A 20,693-nucleotide genomic window follows, 5' to 3' on the forward strand; every position below is an offset into this window, starting at 1 on the left:
CTAGACCGTGGCCCTTGATTTGTTGATGGCCGACATTGGACCATCACGCTTGGCACATCACGGCCATATCGACCCTGCCGACTCGCGCAACCTTGCTCGCAACAGGGCCAGCACTGTAGATTCGAAGCTCGAGCCACGCTGCCGCCCAGGAAGTCACAGATGCTCCGTCAGGTCGTCGCTGCACTGTTGCTGGTCCCCTGCCTCGCCCCTGCGGCCGAGACGGTCAGGGTCTATAACTGGGCCGATTACGTCGCACCCGACACGCTGGCCAATTTCCAGCATGACACCGGCGTGCACCCCACCTACGACCTCTACTCCACCAATGAAACCCTCGACAGCCGCCTGCGCACCCAGGCCTCGGGCTACGACGTGGTCTTCCCTTCCATTCATTTCATGACCCGGCAGATCCAGCGCGCCGACCTGCAGCCGCTGGACCGCAGCCAGCTGCCGAACTGGAAATACCTCAACCCGATCCTGCTGCGGGTGCTGGACAACAGCGACCCTGGTAACCGCTACGGTTTCCCCTACCTGTGGGGCAGCACCGGCATCGGCTACGACCGCGCGGCCCTGCGCAGCGCCCTGGGCGACGATGCGCCGGTAGACTCGTGGGACCTGATCTTCAAGCCGCAATACCTGAGCAAACTCAAGCGCTGCGGCGTGGCCATCGTCGACAGCGAGGCCAACCTGATCCCCATCGCGCTCAATTATCTAGGGCTGCCGCCCAACAGCACCAACCCCGAGGACTATCTCAAGGCCCAGGCGTTGTGGCTCACGGCGCGGCCTTTCGTGCGCTACCTGGATTCGCAGAAATACATCGAAGACCTCGCCCACGGGCGTATCTGCGTGGCCATCGGCTACTCGGGCGACGTGCTGCAGGCCGAAGATCGTGCCCGGGCGGCACACAATGGCCTGGATATCGGCTATTCGGTACCCCGCGAGGGCTCCGCGCTGTGGTTCGACATGGTCGCCATGCCGGCCAACGCACCCGACCCCAAGGCTGCCTACGCCTTCATGAACTACCTGCTCGAACCACAGGTCATCGCCAACATCACCAACCATGTGCGCTACGCCAATGGCAACGAAGGCGCCGACGAGCTGGTCGACCCGGCCATCAAGGCCGACCCGAAGATCTACCCCAACAGCCAGCTGATGAGCAAACTTTTCACGCTCGAGCCCCTGCCACGGGAGATTTATGTTCTGCGCAGCCAGGTGTGGCAGCACATACGCGACGGCAGCTAGCCGCCGCGGGCCAGCACCAGGGTCACCCGCAGGCCGCCGTCACGCAGGTTCTGCAAGGTCACCTCGCCGCCATGGCTGTGGGCGATATTGCGCGCGATGCCCAGCCCCAGGCCGTAGCCCTGCTGCTGCCCGGCCAGGCGAAAATGCGGTTCGAACACCTGCTCCAGGCGCTGTTCGGGCACCCCGGGGCCTTCATCATCGACGTGCAGGACGAACGCATGGCGGTTGTCCTCGACGAACAGGTGCGCGGTGTTGCCGTACTTGAGCGCGTTGTCCACCAGGTTGCCGATGCAGCGCTTGAGCGCCAGCGGCTTGCCCGGGTAGGGCCGCCGCGCGGCGCCATGCAGGGTCACCCGGCCGCTGGCCAGGAACGGCTCGATCAGGTGGTGCATCAATCCGTTGAGGTCCACCGGCTCGATGTTCTCGTGGATGTCGGTGTCTTTCACACACTGCAGCGCCCCCTTGACCAGCAGCTCCAGCTCGTCGAGGTCGCGGCTGAACTTGGCCTGCACCTGCTCGTCCTCGAGCAGTTCCACGCGCAGGCGCAGACGCGTGATGGGCGTGCGCAGGTCGTGGGATATCGCACTGAACAACTGGCTGCGCTCGGTCAGGTAGCGACTGATGCGCTCGCGCATGGCGTTGAATGCGCGCCCCACCTCGACCACCTCGCTGCCACCGCCCTCCACCTGCGGCTCCTCCACCACCGCGCCCAGCGACATGTCCCGCGCCGCCCGCGCCAGACGCTTGAGCGGGCGGCTCTGCCAGTGCACCAGCAGGCCGATGAACAGCAGCAGAAACGCACTGGTCATGACGATGAAACCCACCTGCTGCGTCGGCAGGCCTTCTTCCTCCAGGCTGGTGTAGGGCTCGGGCAGCAACGAGGCGATGTACAGCCATTCAGCGGGCGCCAGTTGAATCTGCGTGACCAGTACCGGCGGGTTGACCGGCTCCAGGGTCAGCGCGTAGTGCGCCCAGGAGCGCGGCAACTCGTCGAGTTTCAGGCCACTGTTGAAGATCCGCAGGTCACTGGGGCTGACGAAGGTGACCAGGATGTCCATGTCGGCGCCGAGCTTCTCGCGCAGTACCTGTTCCACCGCCTGGGTCACCGCGCGCTTGCGCGGTGTTTCCTGCAACGCGCGCATGTCCAGCGGCTTGTCGTTGAGCGAAACGAAGAAGCGCGTGCCGCCCATGCTGCGCAGCTGGTCCAGCACCAGGGGCCGGTAGGCCAGTGGCAGGGAGCGGAAATAGCTGACGCTGGCCCCCATCGAATGGGCCAGGCTACGCGCGCTGGTGACCACGCCTTCAAGCTCGGTGGCGCGCAGCTGCGAGACCCAGATCACGCTGGACAACCCCTGGGCGAGGCTGACCACCAGCAAGGTCAACAGCAGCATGCGCCCGAGCAGCGAGCGCGGCACCGGCAGGCGCTTAAGCAGTGGCAACATGGGCTGCCAGCAGGTAACCGCTGCCGCGTACCGTACGGATCAGCCGCGGCGGCTTGTCGGTGTCGCGCAGACGCTGGCGCAGACGGCTGACCGCCATGTCGACGATGCGGTCCAGCGGCATCGGCTCCCGGCCACGGGTGGCGTTGCCGATGGTGTCGCGGTCGAGGATCTGCTGGGGGTGGTCGAGAAACAGCTTGAGCAAGGCGAAGTCGGCCCCGGAGAGAAATACTTCTTCGCCGTCGGTGTGGAACAGCCGATGGCTGACGATATCCAGCCGCCAGTCCTCGAAGGCGATGATCTCACCGCCGCTGCGCTCCTGACCGAACTGCGCGCGACGCAGCAGGGCCTTGATGCGCGCCTGCAGTTCGCGGGGGCTGAAGGGTTTGCCGAGGTAGTCGTCGGCGCCCAGTTCCAGGCCGATGACCCGGTCGGCCTCGTCGGAGCTGGCGGTGAGCATGATGATCGGCACCTGCGCCTGGCGCGGATGCTGGCGCACCCAGCGACACAGGCTGAAACCGTCTTCGTCGGGAAGCATGACATCGAGGATCACCAGGTCGGCGCTCGCCTCATTGAGAGCCTCGCGAAAGCTGCGGCCGTCCTCCGTGGTGCGCACGGCGAAGCCCGCCCGGGTCAGGTAGGTGTGCAGTAGCTCGCGGATTTCCTGGTCGTCGTCGACCAGCAGTATCGACTTGCCGGCAGTGCTCATGGGCGTCCTTTTTTATTCTGGTTGAACACCCGCAGCGCAGAGGCGCGCCGCGAGTATTTTCAACGCAGATTAAACGCCTAGCGAGCCCCTTGCTGCAAGGCGACACCTGCACCCAGCAGCCCCGAGAACTCGGCAGTCACAACCCACACGGGAATGCCGCCGAAGTAATGGCTCATGCAGCCTTTGTCGCCGAAGCTGTCGGCGAAGCCGCTTTGCAGAAACAGCTCGAGAAAATGCGGAATCACCCCGCCCACGATGTACACGCCACCACGGCCGCCCACAGTGAGCACGTTGTTGCCAGCCACGCGGCCGAGGAAGCGGCAGAACTGGTCGATCACTTCGCGCGCCACCGGGTCACCGGCCAGGCCGGCCTTGGTGATCTCGGCCTGGTTCTGCAGCACCGGCTGATGACCGTCGACCTTGCACACCGCGTGATAGAGGCGCAGCAAGCCGCCACCGCTAAGTACGGTTTCAGCACTGACGTGGCCGATCTCATCGCTGATGGCCTGGCGCAGCTGTGCCTCGCGGACCGTGCCCACCGGCAGGTCGACGTGACCGCCCTCGCCCGGCAGCGCCATCCAGCGCTGGTCGCCGAGATTGATCAGGGTACCGACGCCCAGGCCGGTGCCAGGGCCGATGACCACGGCCGGGCGCAGCGGGTCGGCCTTGCCTGGGCAGACGGTCTGGAATTCACCGTCCTTGAGCTGGGTCATGCCCAGCGCCATGGCCGTGAAGTCGTTGATCAGCAGCAGCTCGTCGACCTTCAGCGTCGCGCAGAACGCTATGCGGCTCAGGCGCCAATGGCTGTTGGTGAAGCGAAACTCGTCGCCGTCCACCGGGCCGGCCACCGCCAGGCACACCGAGCCGACGCTGCCAGGTGGCAGCCCCAGGTCGCCCAGATAGATGCCGATCGCCTGCTCCGGGCTGCTGTAGTCGGCGGTCGGGAAAACCCGTACCGAGTGCAGCTGCTGGTTTTCCCACAGCGCGAAGCGCGCGTTGGTTCCACCGATATCACCGACCAGCGCCAGTTTCATTTCAAACCCTCAAGAGCGGAAGTAAAGGCGCTGGCGCCCTGCTCCGCCGAGCTGAAGGCCACGCGCATGAAACCGAACAGCTCGCGCCCACAACCCACGCCGTTGGCCAGGGTGCCGATGGCGGGGGTACGTGCGTTGAGTTCGGCGGCGTCCACCAGCACCTCAAGGGTACCGTTGACGCCATCGACGCGGATGATATCGCCATTTTGCAACAAAGCCAGCGGCCCGCCGCTGTGGGCCTCGGGATTGACGTGAATGGCCGCCGGAATCTTGCCCGAAGCGCCCGACATGCGGCCGTCGGTGATCAGCGCCACCTTGAAGCCTCGGTCCTGCAACACGCCGAGGAACGGGGTCATCTTGTGCAGCTCGGGCATGCCGTTGGAGCGCGGCCCCTGGAAGCGCATCACGGCGACGAAGTCTTTCTCCAGTTCGCCAGCCTTGAAGGCATCGGCCAGTTGCTGCTGGTCTTCGAAGACGATGGCCGGGGCCTCGACAAAGCGATGCTGTTCAGCCACGGCGGACACCTTCATCACCCCGCGACCCAGGTTGCCTTCCATCACGCGCAAGCCGCCTTCACTGGAGAACGGCCGCGCCACTGGGCGCAGGATGCTTTCATCGAAGCTCTCGGTGGGGCCGTCGCGCCACACCAGCTTGCCGTCGACCAGGAAGGGTTCTTCGGTGTAACGGCGCAGGCCACGCCCCGCCACGGTGTTGACGTCTTCGTGCAACAGACCGGCATCGAGCAACTCGCGAATCAGGAACGACATGCCGCCCGAAGCCTGGAAGTGGTTGATGTCGGCCTTGCCGTTGGGATACACGTTGCACAGGGTCGGCACCACCTCGGAGAGGTCGGCCATGTCCTGCCAGGTCAGGATGATCCCGGCGGCCATGGCGATGGCCGGCATGTGCAGGGTGTGATTGGTCGAACCCCCGGTGGCGTGCAGCGCCACGATAGAGTTGACCAGCGCCTTCTCGTCGACGATCTCGCCGATCGGGGTGAAGCCTTCGCCGCTGATTTTGGTCAGGCGGGTGATCTGGTACGCCGCCTCGCGGGTCAGGGCGTCGCGCAGCGGCGTATTCGGGTTGACGAAGGAGGCGCCCGGCAGGTGCAGGCCCATGACCTCCATCAGCAACTGGTTGGTGTTGGCCGTGCCGTAGAAGGTGCAGGTGCCCGGGCTGTGGTAGGACTTCATCTCCGATTCCAGCAGCTCGTGGCGAGTCGCCTTGCCTTCGGCGTACTTCTGCCGTACGTCGGCTTTTTCCTTGTTGGAGATGCCCGACGGCATGGGCCCGCCCGGCACGAAGATCATCGGCAGATGGCCGAAGCGCAAGGCCCCCATCATCAGGCCGGGAACGATCTTGTCGCAGATACCCAGCATCAGCGCAGCATCGAACATGTTGTGCGACAACGCCACGGCCGTCGACAGGGCGATCACCTCGCGGCTGGCCAGGCTCAGTTCCATGCCGGCCTCGCCCTGGGTCACGCCATCGCACATGGCCGGCGCGCCGCCGGCGAACTGGCCGACCGAACCGATCTCGCGCAGGGCCTGCTTGAGCTGTTCGGGGTAGGTTTCATAGGGCTGGTGGGCGGAGAGCATGTCGTTGTAGGTGGAGACGATGGCGACGTTGGCGGCATTCATCATGCGCAGGCTGTGCTTGTCGTCGCTGCCGCAGCCCGCCACGCCGTGGGCGAAGTTGGCGCATTGCAGCTTGCCGCGCATCGGGCCATCGCTGGCGGCACCCCGGATGAGTTGCAAATAACGCTGACGCGTATCGCGACTACGGGCAATCAGTCGCTCGGTGACCTCAAGAACGCGGGGATGCATGGGAAAACTCCAGGCTATGGGAGGCGACCTCTGCGTCTATGCTCAACCTGCCATTGGGCGCCCGAGGTGAACAAGTGGGCGTTCAAAGACTCGACAAATTGACGACGTACCGGTCGCTCGTTGTAGATAAAACAAAATATTGCCACTAAAAAGGCTTGTTTTCTATTTCTATGCGAATAATCTTGTAATTCCAACAACAAAACAGATTCCGTGACCGCCATGTCCTGGCCTCGAACCTCCGGGGACATCACCAATCTGACAGCAGGTATCACTAATGACTCTTCGCATCGCTATCAACGGCTTCGGTCGCATCGGCCGCAACGTCCTTCGTGCACTCTATACCCAAGGCTACCGTCAGGACCTGCAGGTCGTCGCCATCAACGATCTGGGCGACAGCGCCATCAATGCCCATCTGCTCAAATACGACAGCGTCCATGGCACCTTCGACGGTACGGTCGACCACGACCAGGAAGGCCTGATCGTCAACAATGACCGTATCACCGTCACCGCCATTCGCAACCCGGCCGAGCTCCCCTGGGAAGACCAGCAGATCGACGTGGTGTTCGAATGCACCGGCCTGTTCACCGACCGCGAGAAGGCTGCCGCCCACCTGACTGCCGGCGCGCGCAAGGTCATCATCTCGGCCCCCGCCAAGGGCGCCGACGCCACCGTGGTCTACGGCGTCAACCATGAAGTGCTGCGCCAGTCGCACCAGATCATCTCCAACGCCTCGTGCACCACCAACTGCCTGGCCCCGGTGGCCCAGGTGCTGCACCGCGAGCTGGGCATCGAGCAAGGCCTGATGACCACCATCCACGCCTACACCAACGACCAGGTGCTGACCGACATGTACCACAGCGACCCATTCCGGGCGCGTTCGGCCACCCAATCGATGATTCCGAGCAAGACCGGCGCGGCAGAAGCCGTCGGCCTGGTCCTGCCGGAGCTGGCTGGCAAGCTGACCGGCATGGCGGTCCGGGTACCGGTGATCAACGTATCGCTGGTCGACCTGACCCTAAATGTCAGCAAGCAGGTCAGCGCCGCCGACATCAACGCGCTGATGAAGCAGGCCAGCGAAGCCTCCAAGGTGCTGGGCTACAACACCCTGCCGCTGGTCTCGATCGACTTCAACCACAACCCGCTGTCGTCGATCTTCGACGCCAACCACACCAAGACCAACGGCAAGCTGGTCAAGGTCATGGCCTGGTATGACAACGAGTGGGGCTTCTCCAACCGCATGCTGGACAACTGCCTGGCGCTGGTCAACGCGCAGTAGGGGCTTGCGGGAGTGGCCTCGGGGCCACTCCTGCCCGGCGTGGGGGGCCATGCGCCCAGCCGGGCCAGACACATCTCGGAATAGTCCCATTGCCCCCTGCCTGACAGGGAAACACTATCATCGGCCTTTCGCTCGGTCGGTGCCCGCTCGTGACCTCTGTACCCTTCACCACCCTCTTCCAACAGCAACGTCAGTGCCTGCTGCGCACTGTGCAGCGCATGGTGGGCAGCCGCAGCACCGCCGAAGACCTGCTCCAGGACACCTACCTGCGCGTGGCGCGGGCGCTCGCCCAGGGGCCGGTCGAGCACCTCGAACCCTTTCTCTACCAGACCGCACGCAACCTGGCCCGCGATCATCTGCGCGGGTGCAAGCGGCGTGAGCGCACGTTGGTCGACGGCATTGCCGATGAAGTGCTGCTCAATATCGCCCAGCCCGCCAGCTCCCCCGAGCGTGCCACCCACGCCGAGCGCACCCTGCGCCGCCTGAGCCACAGCCTGGCCGGCCTGACCGCACGCCAGCAGCGCATCTTCGTGCTCAACCGCCTGCACGACTGCAGCTATCAGGAAATCGCCGGCCAGCTTCAGGTCTCGCCCAGCACGGTGCAGAAGGAGCTCAAGCTGATCAGCGCGCTGTGCGCCTGCATCGCCCAGCGCCTGGAGGCATGAATGCCTGAGTTTATTTTTACGCGATGGCCGCGCTTCACTCGTCTAGTTATAGCCAACGCAAATGATTCGCATTTGGAAATTATTTGCAATACTATAATTTGCAAGTCAGGGAGCGTCTTTCGATGCCTTGTGCTTCACCGTTTCGCCCTACCCCACATCGGCTGTCCGTACTCGCCCTGGCGGTCTCGATCGCCCTGCCCGCAGCCATCGCCCAGGCCGACTCCGCCATGAGCACATTGGCGCCCATCACTATCACCGCCACCCGCCAGGCCGAGTCCGTCGACAAGGTACCGAGCACCGTTACCGTGACCGACCGCGAGGCGCTCGACCGCGACAACGTGCACAACCTTCACGACCTGGTGCGCCACGAGCCAGGCGTTTCGGTCGGCGGCGCCGGCAAGCGCAGCGGCACCAGCGGTTACAACATCCGCGGCATCGACGGCGATCGCGTGCTGACCCAAATCGACGGCGTCGAGGTGCCCAATGGCTTCTTCAGCGGCCCCTACGCGCAAACCTCGCGCAACTATGTCGACCCGGAGATCGTCAAGCGCGTGGAGATTCTGCGCGGCCCGGCTTCGGTGCTGTACGGCAGCAACGCCATTGGCGGGGCGGTCAGCTATTTCACCCTCGACCCCGAGGACATCATCAAGCCGGGCCAGGACACTGGCGCGCGGCTCAAGACCGGCTACAACTCCGCCGACAACAGCAACCTGACCTCGGGCACTTTCGCCGGGCGCAGCGAGGTCTTCGACGGCCTGCTGCACTTCAGCCAGCGCAATGGCCGCGAGACCGAGTCCTACGGCGACATCGGCAGCACCGGCCTGGGCCGTACCGCAGCCAACCCGCTGCAGGCGCGCACCACCAATGTCCTGGCCAAGGCCGGCTGGAACTACGCCGACGACGCGCGCCTGGGCCTGACCTATGAAAAATATGACGACGACCGCCACTCCAGCCAGAAGAGCGCGGTGGGTGGGCCCTTTGCCGGCGGTGTCGGGCGCAACATGTACCGCAGCCGCCAGGCGTGGGACACCGTCAGCCGCGAGCGCTTCGGCCTGAATCAGGACTTCACCCTCGACTCGATGCTGGCCGACCGCGGCAAATGGAGCCTGAACTACCAGATCGCCAAGACCGACCAGCACACCGAGGAGCACTATTCGGTGCCCTTCAGCCGCGAAGTGCTGCGGGTGCGCGATACCGAGTACAAGGAACGCCTGTGGACCCTCGACGGGCAGCTGGACAAAGCCTTCGAGGTTGGCGAAAGCCAGCACCTGCTGACCTACGGCGCGACCCTCAAGCGTCAGCAGGTCACCGGCCTGCGCAGCGGCTACGGCAACTGCCTGGTGGTGCTGGGAAGCTGCCGAGTCGTGGGCGCGGACAGCCCGCAGGACCGCCTGCAAAGGTCCAGCGACTTCCCCGACCCTACCGTCTACACCGCCAGCCTGTTCGCCCAGGACCAGATCAGCTGGGACCAGTGGACCCTGCTGCCCGGCGCCCGCTACGACTACACACGCATGGCGCCGCGCATCACCGACGAATTCCTGCGCACCGTCGATCCCAAGGGCGACGCCCAGATCAACGACGACAGCAAGACATGGCACCGCTTCACCCCACGCCTGGGCCTGACCTACGCCTTCGATGCGCACTACACCGGTTATGGCCAATACAGCCAGGGCTTTCGTACGCCCACGGCAAAAATGCTGTTCGGCCGCTTCGAAAGCCGCAACCCGGAGTACATCGTCGAGCCCAACCCCGGCCTGAAGCCCGAACGTAGCCAGAGCTTCGAGACCGGCCTGCGCGGCCAATTCGACGCCGGCAGCTTCGACCTGGCGCTGTTCTACAACCAATACCGCAATTTCATCAACGAAGACGCCGTGGCAGCCGGCTCCGACCAGGTCACCTTCCAGAGCAACAACATCGACCACGCCACCATCTTCGGCGCCGAGCTCAAGGGCCGGGTCGAGCTCGACCACTTCGGCGCAGCCGAAGGCTTTTATGGCCGCGGTTCGCTGGCCTGGGCTCGTGGTCGCAACGACGACAACGGCCAGCCGATCAACAGCATCAACCCGTTGACCGGCGTGCTCGGCCTGGGCTACGAACAGCGCCAGTACGGCGGCCTGCTCAGCTGGACCCTGGTGCAGAAGAAAACCCGTGTCGACGACACCACCTTCTTCGCCCCGGACGGCGCCAGCCGGCAGTTCAGGACACCCGGCTTTGGCCTGCTTGACCTGACCGGCTTTTATAAAGTGCGCGATGACATTACCCTCAACGCAGGGCTGTACAACCTGACCGACAAGAAATACTGGCTGTGGGACGACGTGCGCAGCTACGACGGGGTTGGCGAGGCCTCCATGCTGGCGCCGGCCAACCTCGATCGCCTGACCCAGCCGGGCCGCAACTTTTCGCTCAACGTGGTGTGGGACATCTGACCTGCCTGCCACCCTGTACGCATGACCCACTCAATTCAGGAAGACCGCATGACCACCGAAAACACTACCGCCCAGCCCCGCTCCGCCCGCCTGCGCGCCCTCAGCCAGAGCCTGCACGACAGCCTCGAGCATGCCGTGGCCGCTTACGCGCCCTTCGACAGCCGGGAAAGCTACGGTCATTTCTTGCAGATGCAGTACCTCTTCCAGTCCCAACTCAAGGCCCTGTACCAGGACCCGGCGTTGGTGGCGATCTTTCCCGACCTGCCTGGGCGCTGCCGCGCCGACGCAGCACTGGCCGACCTTGCCGACCTCGGCGTGCCCGTGCCGGCAGAGCTTGCGGGTGCACCGAGCAACCTGAGCCAGGCCCAGGCGCTGACCTGGATCCGCGTCTCCGAAGGCTCCAAGCTGGGCGCCGCCATCCTCATCAAGCGGGCCAATGCCCTGGGCCTGGACAAGGACTTCGGTGCGCGCCATCTGGCCGAGCCCGAGGGCGGTCGCATGCCTGCCTGGAAGGCCTTCAACCAGGTCTTCGACGCGCTGCCCTTCACCGCCGCCGAGGAAGCCGAAGCCGATCAAGCCGTCATCGACGCCTTCTCCCGTCTGCAGGTACTCTTGCGCCACACTTACGCCGGGCAACCGGAAACCGTCTGACCTGTCCCGGCCAACGGGATACACCGGGGCGGCTTCGCGCCCCGGTGAACGCTTTCGATGCAACGGCGCCATGGACAATCCAACACCTCAACGCTCCAAACTCGCCCGGGTGCTCTATGCCATCCTGGCCTACACCTGCGTGGCGATCGGCCTGATAGCCATCGTCGTGCCCGGCCTGCCCACCACCGAGTTCATCCTGGTCGCCGCCTGGGCGGCGACCCGCAGTTCGCCGCGCCTGAGCGCCTGGCTGGAAAACCATCGAGTGTTCGGCCCCTTGCTGCACAACTGGCGCAACGGCCGGGTCATCCCGCGCAAGGCCAAACTCAGCGCCACCCTCAGCATGCTGGTCTGCGCGGTGGTGATGTGGTTCACCCTGCCCCACCACTGGTTCCTGTTCACCGCCATCGCCTGCATGGTAATGGTCAACCTGTGGATCTGGTCGCGACCCGAGCAGGTGGTCGCGGCTGACTAAAGTTTCATCCGGCCACGCCGATGCGCTCTCACGCTAGAAGGATTTGGCGGGGCGCAGCTGACTGACTCGCGCCGTCCATCATCCGTTCGCGAGCGCCACAGCATGTTTCAATCTATTTCAATTCGCCTGAAAATCGTGCTCCTGGCCGGGCTCTGCCTGCTGGCCGTGGTCACTTCCATCGTCGCCATGAACATCTGGCAGACCCGGCAAAGCAACCTGCTGGTCGGCAGCTCCAGCCAGCAGATGCTGGCCAGCAGCGTCGACAAGCTGCTCGATGCCAAGGCCGCCGAAAAGGCCGCCGTCATGCAGAAGACCTTCGGCGACAGCCTGCTGGTGGTCACTGCCCTGGCCGACCAGGTGCTCGACCTGCGCAGCGCTGCGAACCGCCGCAGCCTGACCCCGGCCGTGCTGCGCGAAGACCTCAATAACGCCCTGCACACAGCCTTCGAACGCAACAAGGGCGTGCTGGGCGTGTGGCTGGTGTTCGAACCTGATGCACTGGACGGCCACGACGCCGATTTCCTCAACGACCTGCCCCACGGCGGCAACCAGAATGGCCAATTTGCCAGCTACTGGACCCGCCCCGACGGCACCGCCAACAACCAGCCCATCGAGCAGGCGGACCTGGTCAAGACCGATGTCGGCATCAGCGGCGCGGCGTACAACAGCTGGTACACCTGCCCGAAAGATACTGGCCAGACCTGCATGCTGGAGCCTTACACCGACACCATCGGCGGCCAGACCATCCTGATGACCACCACCTCGCTGCCCATTCGCGTGGACGGCAAGGTCATCGGCGTGATCGGTATCGACACCGCCCTCGACTCCCTGCAGAGCGCTGCGGTCAAGGCTCAGAGCGAGTTGTTCGGCGGCGCCGGGCACATGCTCATCGTCTCCGGCACCGGCGTGATCGCCGCCAACAGCTCGGACGCCGCCAGCATGGGCAAGAAGATCGACCAGGTGATCGCCAGCGAAGCGGCACAGATCAAGCAGCTGCTGGCCTCCGGCAATGCCAGCGTGATCGAGCAGGGCGAGACGATTCGCGCCGTGCACCCGGTGCAGTTGTTGCCGGGCAGCAAACCCTGGGGCGTGATCATCGACCTGCCGCAGCAGGTGCTGCTGGCCGACGCGATCAAACTGCAGGCCCTGCTCGATGACGCGCAGACCAGCGGCACACTCAAGGCGCTGCTGGTGGCGGCCGTTGCCGGCCTGGTGGGCCTGCTGCTGCTGTGGCTGACCGCCTCGGGCGTGACCCGGCCAATCAACGGCGTGGCCGCCATGCTCAAGGCCATCGCCAGCGGCGACGGCGACCTCACCCAGCGCCTGCACTACGCCAGGCAGGACGAACTGGGCGAACTGGTGAGCTGGTTCAACCGCTTCCTCGACAAGCTTCAGCCGACCATCGCGCAGATCAAGCAAAGCATCACCGAGGCCCGCGCCACTGCCGATCAGTCCTCGGAGATCGCGCGGCAGACCAGTGACGGCATGCAGGTGCAGTTCCGCGAAATCGACCAGGTGGCCACCGCCTCCAACGAGATGAGCGCCACCGCCCAGGATGTCGCCAGCAGCGCTTCCAACGCGGCCAGCGCCGCGCGCGGCGCCGACCAGTCGGCCCGCGACGGCATGAGCATCATCGAGCGCAGTACCCGCGACATCACCCTGCTCGCCGAAGAGGTGAGCAAGGCGGTCGCCGAGGTCGAAGAGCTGGCGGTCAACAGCGAGCAGATCGGCTCGGTGCTGGAAGTTATCCGCTCGATCGCCGAACAGACCAACCTGCTCGCGCTCAACGCCGCCATCGAAGCCGCCCGTGCTGGCGAAAGCGGCCGAGGCTTCGCCGTGGTCGCCGATGAAGTGCGCAACCTGGCCAAGCGCACCCAGGACTCGGTTGAGGAGATCCGCCTGGTCATTGAGCGCATCCAGAACGGCACCCGCGGCGTGGTGCAGACCATGCACTCCAGCCAGAGCAAGGCCCAGGACAACGCCGGGCAGATTCAACATGCGGTGCAGGCGCTGGGCAAGATCAGCGACGCGGTGACGGTCATCAGCGACATGAACCTGCAGATCGCCAGCGCCGCCGAACAGCAGAGCGCCGTGGCCGAAGAGGTCAACCGCAACGTCTCTGCGATCCGTACGGTCACCGAAACCCTGACCGGCCAGGCCACCGAATCGGCCCAGGTGAGCAGCCAGCTCAACGCCCTGGCGACGCAGCAGATGCGCCTAATGGATCAGTTCCGGGTGTGAACGCGCCCGCCTGGGCGCCTCGCGCATGAAACTACCGTGATCGAGGGATCATCCCCGGTGCGTGGCGGTCTACCCCTGACCGCCACAAACCCCGGAGCGCTCAACATGTTCGAACCTGGCCACCTGCACATTACTCACACCGCCATCGCCAAACCCGACGTGAGTTACAGCATCGACCTGCGTTACGAAACCTGCACCGACCCGGTAGAAGGCAGCTGCATGCTGTTCAAGCTCAGCGGCAGCATTGCTGGCAAGGCCTTCGAAGATCAGTTCCAGCTGCCCCGCGACAGCGCCTTCAACTTCGCCAGCAAGGTCGACCGCAGCGCCCGCAAGCATGGCCTGCCGGCCAGCCAGTCGCTGCCGTTGATCGAGCACCACCAGTACGACGCGATGTTTGCCGACGTGCGCCAGCAGCTCGACCTGCGCAGTGGCGAACCGATGCAACCGCAGCACATCCGCTGAGTGCAACATCCAGATATAGATGCGCTGGTTGTTTTAATCCATACAAGGAGTAAGCTGGGTCCATCCTCCCAGGAGAAGCCCATGCCGCATCTCGCCCACGCCTCCCCTGCTGACCTGCAAGCCAGCGACCTGCAAGGCGGCGATGCCGGGCGGGTCGCCTTGAAGTTCTTCTTCCAGCTGATGGAGCTGTGGCAGTGCAATGTCGAGCAGCAGCGCAAACTGCTCGGTGCCATCGGCAATTCCACTTATTTCAACTGGAAGAAGCAGCCTGCCGTGCGCCTGCCACAGGACACCCTCGAGCGCATTTCCTATCTCATGGGCATTCACAAGGCGCTGCGCATCCTCTTCAGCAATCAGCCGGAGCGCGCTTATGAATGGGTGCACAAGGCCAATCAAGCCGCCCCGTTCAATGGCCAGTCGGCGCTGGACTACATGCTGGCCGGGCGCGTGGTGGACCTGAGCGACGTGCGTCGCTACCTCGACGGCGTGCGCGGCTGATGGCAGCCCCGCTGCTCCCAGGATGGGACAACGCCTACCGCATCATCAACAGCGCCTTCCCACCGATCGATATCTTCGAGGACACCCTGGACCCCGAAGACCTGGAAGTCGCCTTTCTGATCGAGGCCATGACCAACGATCGGCTGCGTGATCAAGCCGGTTCGCTGCAGCGCGTGGCCCCGGCTGATCGGGTCAGCGGCCCGGGGTCGACGGCGGTGATGGCAGCCTTTACCCATATCGGTCGGCCCAGCCGATTCACCGACGGCAGCTACGGCGTCTATTACTGCGCCAGCAGCCTGGAGGCGGCCATTGCCGAAACGCGCTATCACCAGGAAGCCTTCTGGCGCGCCACCTGTGAAGACAGCATCGAAGTCACCATGCGCAGCTACATCAACCAGGTGGTAAAGCCCATGCACGACGTGCGCAGGCGCGCCGCCCTGCACGATCCCTCCCCCGCCACCTATGGGCGCTGCCAACAACTGGCCCGCGACCTGCGGCAAACCGGGGCCTGGGGCCTGCTGTACCGCAGCGTGCGTTCGCCCGGTGCCGAATGCGTCGCCGCCTTGCGGCCACCCGCCGTCAGCCTGCCGGTGCAGGGTGCGCATTTTCGCTACCGCTGGGACGGCAAGGCCCAGCGCTTTTTGCACGTGCTGGAGGTCCACCTGTACACCAGCCAATAGCCTGCTGCACCTGCCTGCCTCATACTGCCCGCCTCCGCCCACCAGAACTTCGCCACGCCTTCATGCGCATTCACGTCAGCTTCATCGATCGAGTCGGCATCACCCAGGAAGTCCTGGCCCTGCTCGGCGCGCGCAACCTCAACCTGGATGCGGTGGAGATGGTTCCCCCCAACGTCTACATCGATGCCCCTGAACTCAGCTCGCAGGTACTGGACGAGCTGCGCGAGGCGTTGTTCGGCGTGCGCGGCGTGCAGGCGGTGACGGTGGTCGACATCCTGCCGGGTCAGCGCCGGCACCTGCAGCTCGATGCCTTGCTGGCAGCCATGACCGACCCGGTGCTGGCGGTGGACAGCGCCGGCCATGTGCTGCTGGCCAACCCGGCGCTGCTGGCCCTGTGCGGTCGCGACCCGGCCGGTGAGTCGCTGGCACAACTGTTTGCCGAACCCTCCCTGCTGCAAGCGTTGCGCGAACAGGGCTTTCGCCTGCCTCTGCGCGAGGTGACGCTCGATGGCCAGACCCTGCTGCTGGACGCCACCCCGATCACCGATGCCGGCGCCTTGCTCACCCTCTACCCGCCCAACCGCATGGGCGAGCGTCTGGCCGCCCTGCACCATGATCACGCCGAAGGCTTCGACTCGCTGCTCGGCGAATCGCCGGCCATCCGCACGCTCAAGGCTCGGGCCCAGCGAGTGGCGACCCTGGATGCGCCATTGCTGATCCAGGGCGAGACCGGCACCGGCAAGGAGCTGGTCGCCCGCGGCTGCCATGCCATCAGCAGCCGCCATGGCGCGCCGTTCCTGGCACTCAACTGCGCGGCGCTGCCGGAGAACCTCGCCGAAAGCGAGCTGTTCGGCTATGCCCCCGGCGCCTTCACCGGCGCCCAGCGCGGGGGCAAGCCGGGGCTGATGGAGCTGGCGAACCAGGGCACAGTGTTTCTCGACGAAATCGGCGAGATGTCGCCCTATCTGCAGGCCAAATTGCTGCGTTTTCTCAATGACGGCAGTTTTCGCCGGGTGGGCGGTGACCGTGAGGTCAAGGTCAATGTGCGCATCCTCAGCGCCACCCACCGCAACCTCGAGAAGATGGTCGCCGAAGGCAGCTTTCGCGAAGACCTGTTCTACCGGCTCAATGTGCTCAACCTTGAGGTCCCGCCGCTGCGCGAGCGCGGCCAGGACATCCTGCTGCTGGCGCGCTATTTCATGCAGCAGGCGTGCACGCAGATCCAGCGCCCGGTCTGCCGCCTGGCGCCCGGCACCTACCCGGCACTGCTCGGCAACCGCTGGCCCGGCAACGTGCGCCAATTGCAGAACGTGATCTTCCGCGCCGCCGCCATCAGCGACAGCAGCCTGGTCGATATCGGCGACCTCGACATCGCCGGCACCGCGGTGGCTCGTCAGAGCGACGCAGAGGTGTCGAGCCTGGAACAGGCAGTGGACGATTTCGAACGCGGCCTGCTGGAAAAGCTCTACGTCAACTATCCTTCCAGCCGGCAGTTGGCGGCTCGGTTGCAGACGTCGCACACGGCGATTGCCAATCGGTTGCGCAAATACGGGATTCCAGGGGAGCGCTAGTCCACTTGACTGTATGGATTTGACTACACCGTATCGAATCCTTTACACACCCCTGGGGTCGCCCCGATGCGTGCCATCGACGGTGATGGCCCCACAACCCGTAGCGATTTCATTACAGCCCGCTTCCGACGATGGCGGCCGCGCGCCCACATCCATTGCTTTCAACGACTTGGCAACGAACTTGCTAACTATCCCGGCAATTATGCCGTTGCCCGCCACGCCGAGCGGGCCTTTGAGGAGTCTTGATGAGCCAGTTGCGATTCACCGCCGAACACGAATGGCTGCGCGCCGAAGCCGATGGCAGCTACACGGTAGGCATCACTGCATTCGCCCAGGAGGCCTTGGGCGACGTGGTGTTCGTGCAATTGCCGGAGCTGGCACGCTACACCCGCAACGCCGAAGTCTCGGTGGTGGAATCGGTCAAGGCCGCCAGCAGCATCAACATGCCGCTCGACGGCGAGATCGTCGAGGTCAACCCTGCCCTCGACGACACCCCCGAACTGGTCAACGACTCCCCACTGGGGCGTGGCTGGTTCTTCCGTTTCGTGGCGGCCAATCCGGCCGAGGTCGACGCACTTCTCGACCAACAGGCCTACGATAATCTGATCAGCGCCGCAGGTTGAGGACTCAGGACATGACCGATCGCACCGTATTGACCACCGCCAACGAATTCATGGCGCGCCACATCGGCCCGCGCCCGGCCGACGAACAGGCCATGCTCAAGACCCTGGGCTACGACAGCCTGGAGGCGCTGAGCGCCAGCGTCATCCCGCAGAGCATCAAGGGCACCAGCGTGCTGGACCAGGGCGAAGGCCAGAGCGAAGCCGATGCGCTGGCAGCCATCAAGGCCATCGCCCAGCAGAACCAGCTGTTCAGGAACTGGATCGGCCAGGGCTACTACAACACCCACACGCCGGCGCCGATTCTGCGCAACCTGCTGGAAAACCCGGCCTGGTACACCGCCTACACGCCCTACCAGCCAGAAATTTCCCAGGGCCGCCTGGAGTCCCTGCTCAACTTCCAGACCCTGATCAGCGACCTGACCGGCTTGCCGATCGCCAACGCCTCGCTGCTCGACGAAGCCACCGCCGCCGCCGAAGCGATGACATTCTGCAAGCGCCTGAGCAAGAACAAGAGCGGCCATGCCTTCTTCGCCTCCAGCCACTGCCATCCGCAGACGCTCGATGTGCTGCGCACCCGGGCCGAGCCGCTGGGCATCGAGATCGTGGTCGGCGACGAGCTGGCTCTGGGTGACGTCAGCCCGTTCTTCGGCGCTCTGCTGCAGTACCCCGCCAGCAATGGCGACGTGTTCGAATACCAGGCGCTGGTGGAGCGCTTGCATGGCGTCAACGCGCTGGTGGCCGTGGCCGCCGACCTGCTCGCTCTGACCCTGCTGACCCCGCCGGGCGAGTTCGGCGCCGACGTCGCCATCGGCAGCGCCCAGCGCTTCGGCGTGCCACTGGGCTTCGGCGGCCCGCACGCGGCCTACTTCTCCACCAGGGACGCGTTCAAGCGCGACATGCCCGGCCGCCTGGTCGGCCTGTCCATCGACCGCCATGGCAAGCCGGCCCTGCGCCTGGCCATGCAGACACGCGAGCAGCACATCCGCCGCGAGAAGGCCACCAGCAACATCTGCACCGCCCAGGTGTTGCTGGCCAACATCGCCAGCATGTACGCCGTCTATCACGGCCCGGCCGGCCTGCAGCAGATCGCCCGGCGCACCCATACCCTTGCGGCCATCCTCGCCGACGGCCTCAAGGCGCTGGGCGTGACCGTCGAGCAGACGCACTTCTTCGACACCCTGACCCTGGCCACTGGCGCGGCGACTGCCGATTTGCACGCCAAGGCCCGCGCCGCCGGCATCAACCTGCGCGAAGTGGACGCCGGGCGCCTGGGCCTGTCGCTGGATGAAACCAGCACCCAGGCCGACGTCGAGGCCCTGTGGGCACTGTTCGGCAGCGCCCCGGACTTCGCCAGCCTGGCTGGCGCCGTGCAATCGCGCCTGCCCGCCGCGCTGCTGCGCCAGTCGGCGATCCTTACGTACCCGGTGTTCAACCGCTATCACTCGGAAACCGAGCTGATGCGCTACCTGCGCCGTCTCGCCGACAAGGACCTGGCGCTGGACCGCACCATGATCCCGCTGGGCTCGTGCACCATGAAGCTCAACGCCGCCAGCGAGATGATCCCGGTGACCTGGGCCGAATTCGGCAACCTGCACCCCTTCGCCCCGGCCGAGCAGAGCAAGGGCTACCAACGACTGACCGACGAGCTGGAGCAGATGCTCTGCGCCGCCACCGGCTATGACGCCGTGTCACTGCAACCCAACGCCGGCTCCCAGGGCGAATACGCCGGCCTGCTGGCCATCCGTGCCTATCACCAGAGCCGTGGCGACGAACGCCGCGACATCTGCCTGATCCCGTCGTCGGCCCACGGCACCAACCCGGCGACTGCGCACATGGCTGGCATGCGCGTGGTGGTCACCGCCTGCGATGCCCGCGGCAACGTCGACGTCGAGGACCTGCGCGCCAAGGCCATCGAGCACCGCGACCAGCTCGCCGCGCTGATGATCACCTACCCCTCGACCCACGGCGTGTTCGAGGAAGCGATCCGCGAAATCTGCGCCATCGTCCACGACAACGGCGGCCAGGTGTACATCGACGGCGCCAACATGAACGCCATGGTCGGCCTCTGCGCGCCCGGCAAGTTCGGTGGCGACGTCTCGCACCTCAACCTGCACAAGACCTTCTGCATCCCCCACGGCGGCGGCGGCCCGGGCGTCGGCCCGATCGGCGTGAAGTCGCACCTGGCGCCGTTCCTGCCCGGCCACGCGAGCATGGCACGCAAGGAAGGCGCGGTGTGCGCGGCGCCGTTCGGCAGCGCCAGCATCCTGCCGATCACCTGGATGTACATTCGCATGATGGGCGGCGCCGGCCTCAAGCGCGCCTCGCAGCTGGCCATCCTCAATGCCAACTACATCGCCCGGCGCCTGGAGGAGCACTACCCGGTGCTGTACACCGGCAGCAATGGCCTGGTCGCCCACGAATGCATCCTCGACCTGCGCCCGCTCAAGGACAGCAGCGGCATCAGCGTCGACGACGTGGCCAAGCGCCTGATCGACTTCGGCTTCCATGCCCCGACCATGTCGTTCCCGGTGGCCGGCACCCTGATGATCGAGCCCACCGAGAGCGAATCGCGCGAAGAGCTCGACCGTTTCTGCGACGCGATGATCAAGATCCGCGAGGAAATCCGCGCGGTCGAAGAAGGCCGTCTGGATGCCAACGACAACCCGCTGAAGAACGCGCCGCACACGGCGGCGGAAATGGTCGGTGAGTGGACCCACCCGTACAGCCGCGAGCAGGCGGTGTACCCGTTGCCTTCCCTGGTCGAAGCCAAGTACTGGCCGCCGGTGGGCCGGGTCGACAACGTGTTTGGCGACCGTAACCTGGTGTGTGCCTGCCCGTCGATCGAGGCGTATCAAGAGGCTTGATGCTTGCTGGATGGCCG

17 protein-coding genes are annotated in these 20,693 nt (G+C 65.2%); 13 read left to right on the forward strand and 4 right to left on the reverse strand.

What is annotated here, in order from left to right; genetic code table 11:
• Positions 1–159 precede the first annotated feature (159 nt).
• On the forward strand, positions 160–1,239 hold the full coding sequence (locus SFA35_RS22055; protein WP_320572654.1) for a polyamine ABC transporter substrate-binding protein: 1,080 nt from the start codon (positions 160–162) through the stop codon (positions 1,237–1,239).
• Here the strand turns inward: SFA35_RS22055 and SFA35_RS22060 are convergent.
• The 4 genes from SFA35_RS22060 to edd form a co-directional block, all read right to left on the reverse strand.
• Positions 1,236–2,681 carry an ATP-binding protein gene (locus SFA35_RS22060; RefSeq protein ID WP_320572656.1) on the reverse strand — a complete coding sequence of 482 codons (1,446 nt, stop codon included), beginning with the start codon at positions 2,679–2,681 and terminating at the stop codon, positions 1,236–1,238. The genes SFA35_RS22055 and SFA35_RS22060 overlap by 4 nt on opposite strands.
• Positions 2,665–3,387, reverse strand: a complete 723-nt coding sequence (locus tag SFA35_RS22065; protein ID WP_320572658.1) for a response regulator transcription factor — start codon at positions 3,385–3,387, stop codon at positions 2,665–2,667. The genes SFA35_RS22060 and SFA35_RS22065 overlap by 17 nt, the downstream gene beginning before the upstream one ends.
• Positions 3,388–3,464: 77 nt before the next feature.
• Positions 3,465–4,421: a glucokinase gene (locus tag SFA35_RS22070; RefSeq protein WP_320572661.1), complete on the reverse strand. Its 957-nt coding sequence runs from the start codon at positions 4,419–4,421 to the stop codon at positions 3,465–3,467.
• On the reverse strand, positions 4,418–6,247 hold the full coding sequence (gene edd / locus SFA35_RS22075; RefSeq protein ID WP_320572663.1) for a phosphogluconate dehydratase: 1,830 nt from the start codon (positions 6,245–6,247) through the stop codon (positions 4,418–4,420). The genes SFA35_RS22070 and edd overlap by 4 nt, the downstream gene beginning before the upstream one ends.
• 274 nt (positions 6,248–6,521) lie before the next feature.
• Here edd and gap point away from each other — a divergent pair, with 274 nt between their 5' ends.
• The 12 genes from gap (at position 6,522) to gcvP (ending at position 20,676) form a co-directional block, all read left to right on the forward strand.
• Complete coding sequence (gene gap / locus SFA35_RS22080; protein WP_320572665.1) at positions 6,522–7,523, forward strand: type I glyceraldehyde-3-phosphate dehydrogenase; 1,002 nt, start codon at positions 6,522–6,524, stop codon at positions 7,521–7,523.
• A gap of 149 nt (positions 7,524–7,672) precedes the next feature.
• Positions 7,673–8,188 carry a sigma-70 family RNA polymerase sigma factor gene (locus SFA35_RS22085; RefSeq protein ID WP_320572668.1) on the forward strand — a complete coding sequence of 172 codons (516 nt, stop codon included), beginning with the start codon at positions 7,673–7,675 and terminating at the stop codon, positions 8,186–8,188.
• A 122-nt stretch (positions 8,189–8,310) separates the two neighbouring features.
• Positions 8,311–10,614, forward strand: coding sequence for a TonB-dependent hemoglobin/transferrin/lactoferrin family receptor (locus SFA35_RS22090; RefSeq protein ID WP_320572670.1), 2,304 nt, complete (start codon positions 8,311–8,313; stop codon positions 10,612–10,614).
• A gap of 48 nt (positions 10,615–10,662) precedes the next feature.
• On the forward strand, positions 10,663–11,265 hold the full coding sequence (locus tag SFA35_RS22095; RefSeq protein ID WP_320572673.1) for a biliverdin-producing heme oxygenase: 603 nt from the start codon (positions 10,663–10,665) through the stop codon (positions 11,263–11,265).
• Between the two features lie 70 nt (positions 11,266–11,335).
• A complete protein-coding gene (locus SFA35_RS22100) occupies positions 11,336–11,737 on the forward strand; it encodes a YbaN family protein (protein ID WP_320572674.1) in 402 nt (133 codons plus the stop codon).
• Between the two features lie 102 nt (positions 11,738–11,839).
• The gene (locus SFA35_RS22105) at positions 11,840–13,978 is read left to right on the forward strand and encodes a methyl-accepting chemotaxis protein (protein WP_320572675.1); all 2,139 of its coding nucleotides are present in this window, start codon (positions 11,840–11,842) and stop codon (positions 13,976–13,978) included.
• 105 nt (positions 13,979–14,083) lie between these two features.
• Positions 14,084–14,440 (forward strand): DUF5064 family protein, encoded by a 357-nt coding sequence (locus SFA35_RS22110; protein ID WP_320572677.1) that lies wholly within the window; start codon positions 14,084–14,086, stop codon positions 14,438–14,440.
• Between the two features lie 81 nt (positions 14,441–14,521).
• A complete protein-coding gene (locus tag SFA35_RS22115; RefSeq protein ID WP_320572679.1) occupies positions 14,522–14,938 on the forward strand; it encodes an MbcA/ParS/Xre antitoxin family protein in 417 nt (138 codons plus the stop codon).
• The gene (locus SFA35_RS22120; RefSeq protein WP_320572680.1) at positions 14,938–15,618 is read left to right on the forward strand and encodes an RES family NAD+ phosphorylase; all 681 of its coding nucleotides are present in this window, start codon (positions 14,938–14,940) and stop codon (positions 15,616–15,618) included. Before SFA35_RS22115 ends, SFA35_RS22120 begins: the two co-directional genes overlap by 1 nt.
• 62 nt (positions 15,619–15,680) lie before the next feature.
• Complete coding sequence (locus SFA35_RS22125; protein WP_320572682.1) at positions 15,681–17,189, forward strand: sigma-54-dependent transcriptional regulator; 1,509 nt, start codon at positions 15,681–15,683, stop codon at positions 17,187–17,189.
• A gap of 245 nt (positions 17,190–17,434) precedes the next feature.
• A complete protein-coding gene (gcvH, locus tag SFA35_RS22130) occupies positions 17,435–17,812 on the forward strand; it encodes a glycine cleavage system protein GcvH (protein WP_320572684.1) in 378 nt (125 codons plus the stop codon).
• A gap of 11 nt (positions 17,813–17,823) precedes the next feature.
• Positions 17,824–20,676, forward strand: coding sequence for an aminomethyl-transferring glycine dehydrogenase (gene gcvP / locus SFA35_RS22135; protein ID WP_320572686.1), 2,853 nt, complete (start codon positions 17,824–17,826; stop codon positions 20,674–20,676).
• The last annotated feature ends 17 nt before the right edge of the window (positions 20,677–20,693 follow it).

It is taken from the genome of Pseudomonas sp. HR96 (assembly GCF_034059295.1).
Taxonomy (GTDB): domain Bacteria; phylum Pseudomonadota; class Gammaproteobacteria; order Pseudomonadales; family Pseudomonadaceae; genus Aquipseudomonas.

Excerpts from the sequence above, each read along its gene's own strand:
- SFA35_RS22055 (WP_320572654.1), top strand. The coding sequence starts at position 160 with ATGCTCCGTCAGGTCGTCGCTGCACTGTTGCTGGTCCCCTGCCTCGCC.
- SFA35_RS22060 (WP_320572656.1), bottom strand. The coding sequence starts at position 2,681 with ATGTTGCCACTGCTTAAGCGCCTGCCGGTGCCGCGCTCGCTGCTCGGG.
- SFA35_RS22065 (WP_320572658.1), bottom strand. The coding sequence starts at position 3,387 with ATGAGCACTGCCGGCAAGTCGATACTGCTGGTCGACGACGACCAGGAA.
- SFA35_RS22070 (WP_320572661.1), bottom strand. The coding sequence starts at position 4,421 with ATGAAACTGGCGCTGGTCGGTGATATCGGTGGAACCAACGCGCGCTTC.
- edd (WP_320572663.1), bottom strand. The coding sequence starts at position 6,247 with ATGCATCCCCGCGTTCTTGAGGTCACCGAGCGACTGATTGCCCGTAGT.
- gap (WP_320572665.1), top strand. The coding sequence starts at position 6,522 with ATGACTCTTCGCATCGCTATCAACGGCTTCGGTCGCATCGGCCGCAAC.
- SFA35_RS22090 (WP_320572670.1), top strand. The coding sequence starts at position 8,311 with ATGCCTTGTGCTTCACCGTTTCGCCCTACCCCACATCGGCTGTCCGTA.
- SFA35_RS22095 (WP_320572673.1), top strand. The coding sequence starts at position 10,663 with ATGACCACCGAAAACACTACCGCCCAGCCCCGCTCCGCCCGCCTGCGC.
- SFA35_RS22100 (WP_320572674.1), top strand. The coding sequence starts at position 11,336 with ATGGACAATCCAACACCTCAACGCTCCAAACTCGCCCGGGTGCTCTAT.
- SFA35_RS22105 (WP_320572675.1), top strand. The coding sequence starts at position 11,840 with ATGTTTCAATCTATTTCAATTCGCCTGAAAATCGTGCTCCTGGCCGGG.
- SFA35_RS22110 (WP_320572677.1), top strand. The coding sequence starts at position 14,084 with ATGTTCGAACCTGGCCACCTGCACATTACTCACACCGCCATCGCCAAA.
- SFA35_RS22115 (WP_320572679.1), top strand. The coding sequence starts at position 14,522 with ATGCCGCATCTCGCCCACGCCTCCCCTGCTGACCTGCAAGCCAGCGAC.
- SFA35_RS22120 (WP_320572680.1), top strand. The coding sequence starts at position 14,938 with ATGGCAGCCCCGCTGCTCCCAGGATGGGACAACGCCTACCGCATCATC.
- SFA35_RS22125 (WP_320572682.1), top strand. The coding sequence starts at position 15,681 with ATGCGCATTCACGTCAGCTTCATCGATCGAGTCGGCATCACCCAGGAA.
- gcvH (WP_320572684.1), top strand. The coding sequence starts at position 17,435 with ATGAGCCAGTTGCGATTCACCGCCGAACACGAATGGCTGCGCGCCGAA.
- gcvP (WP_320572686.1), top strand. The coding sequence starts at position 17,824 with ATGACCGATCGCACCGTATTGACCACCGCCAACGAATTCATGGCGCGC.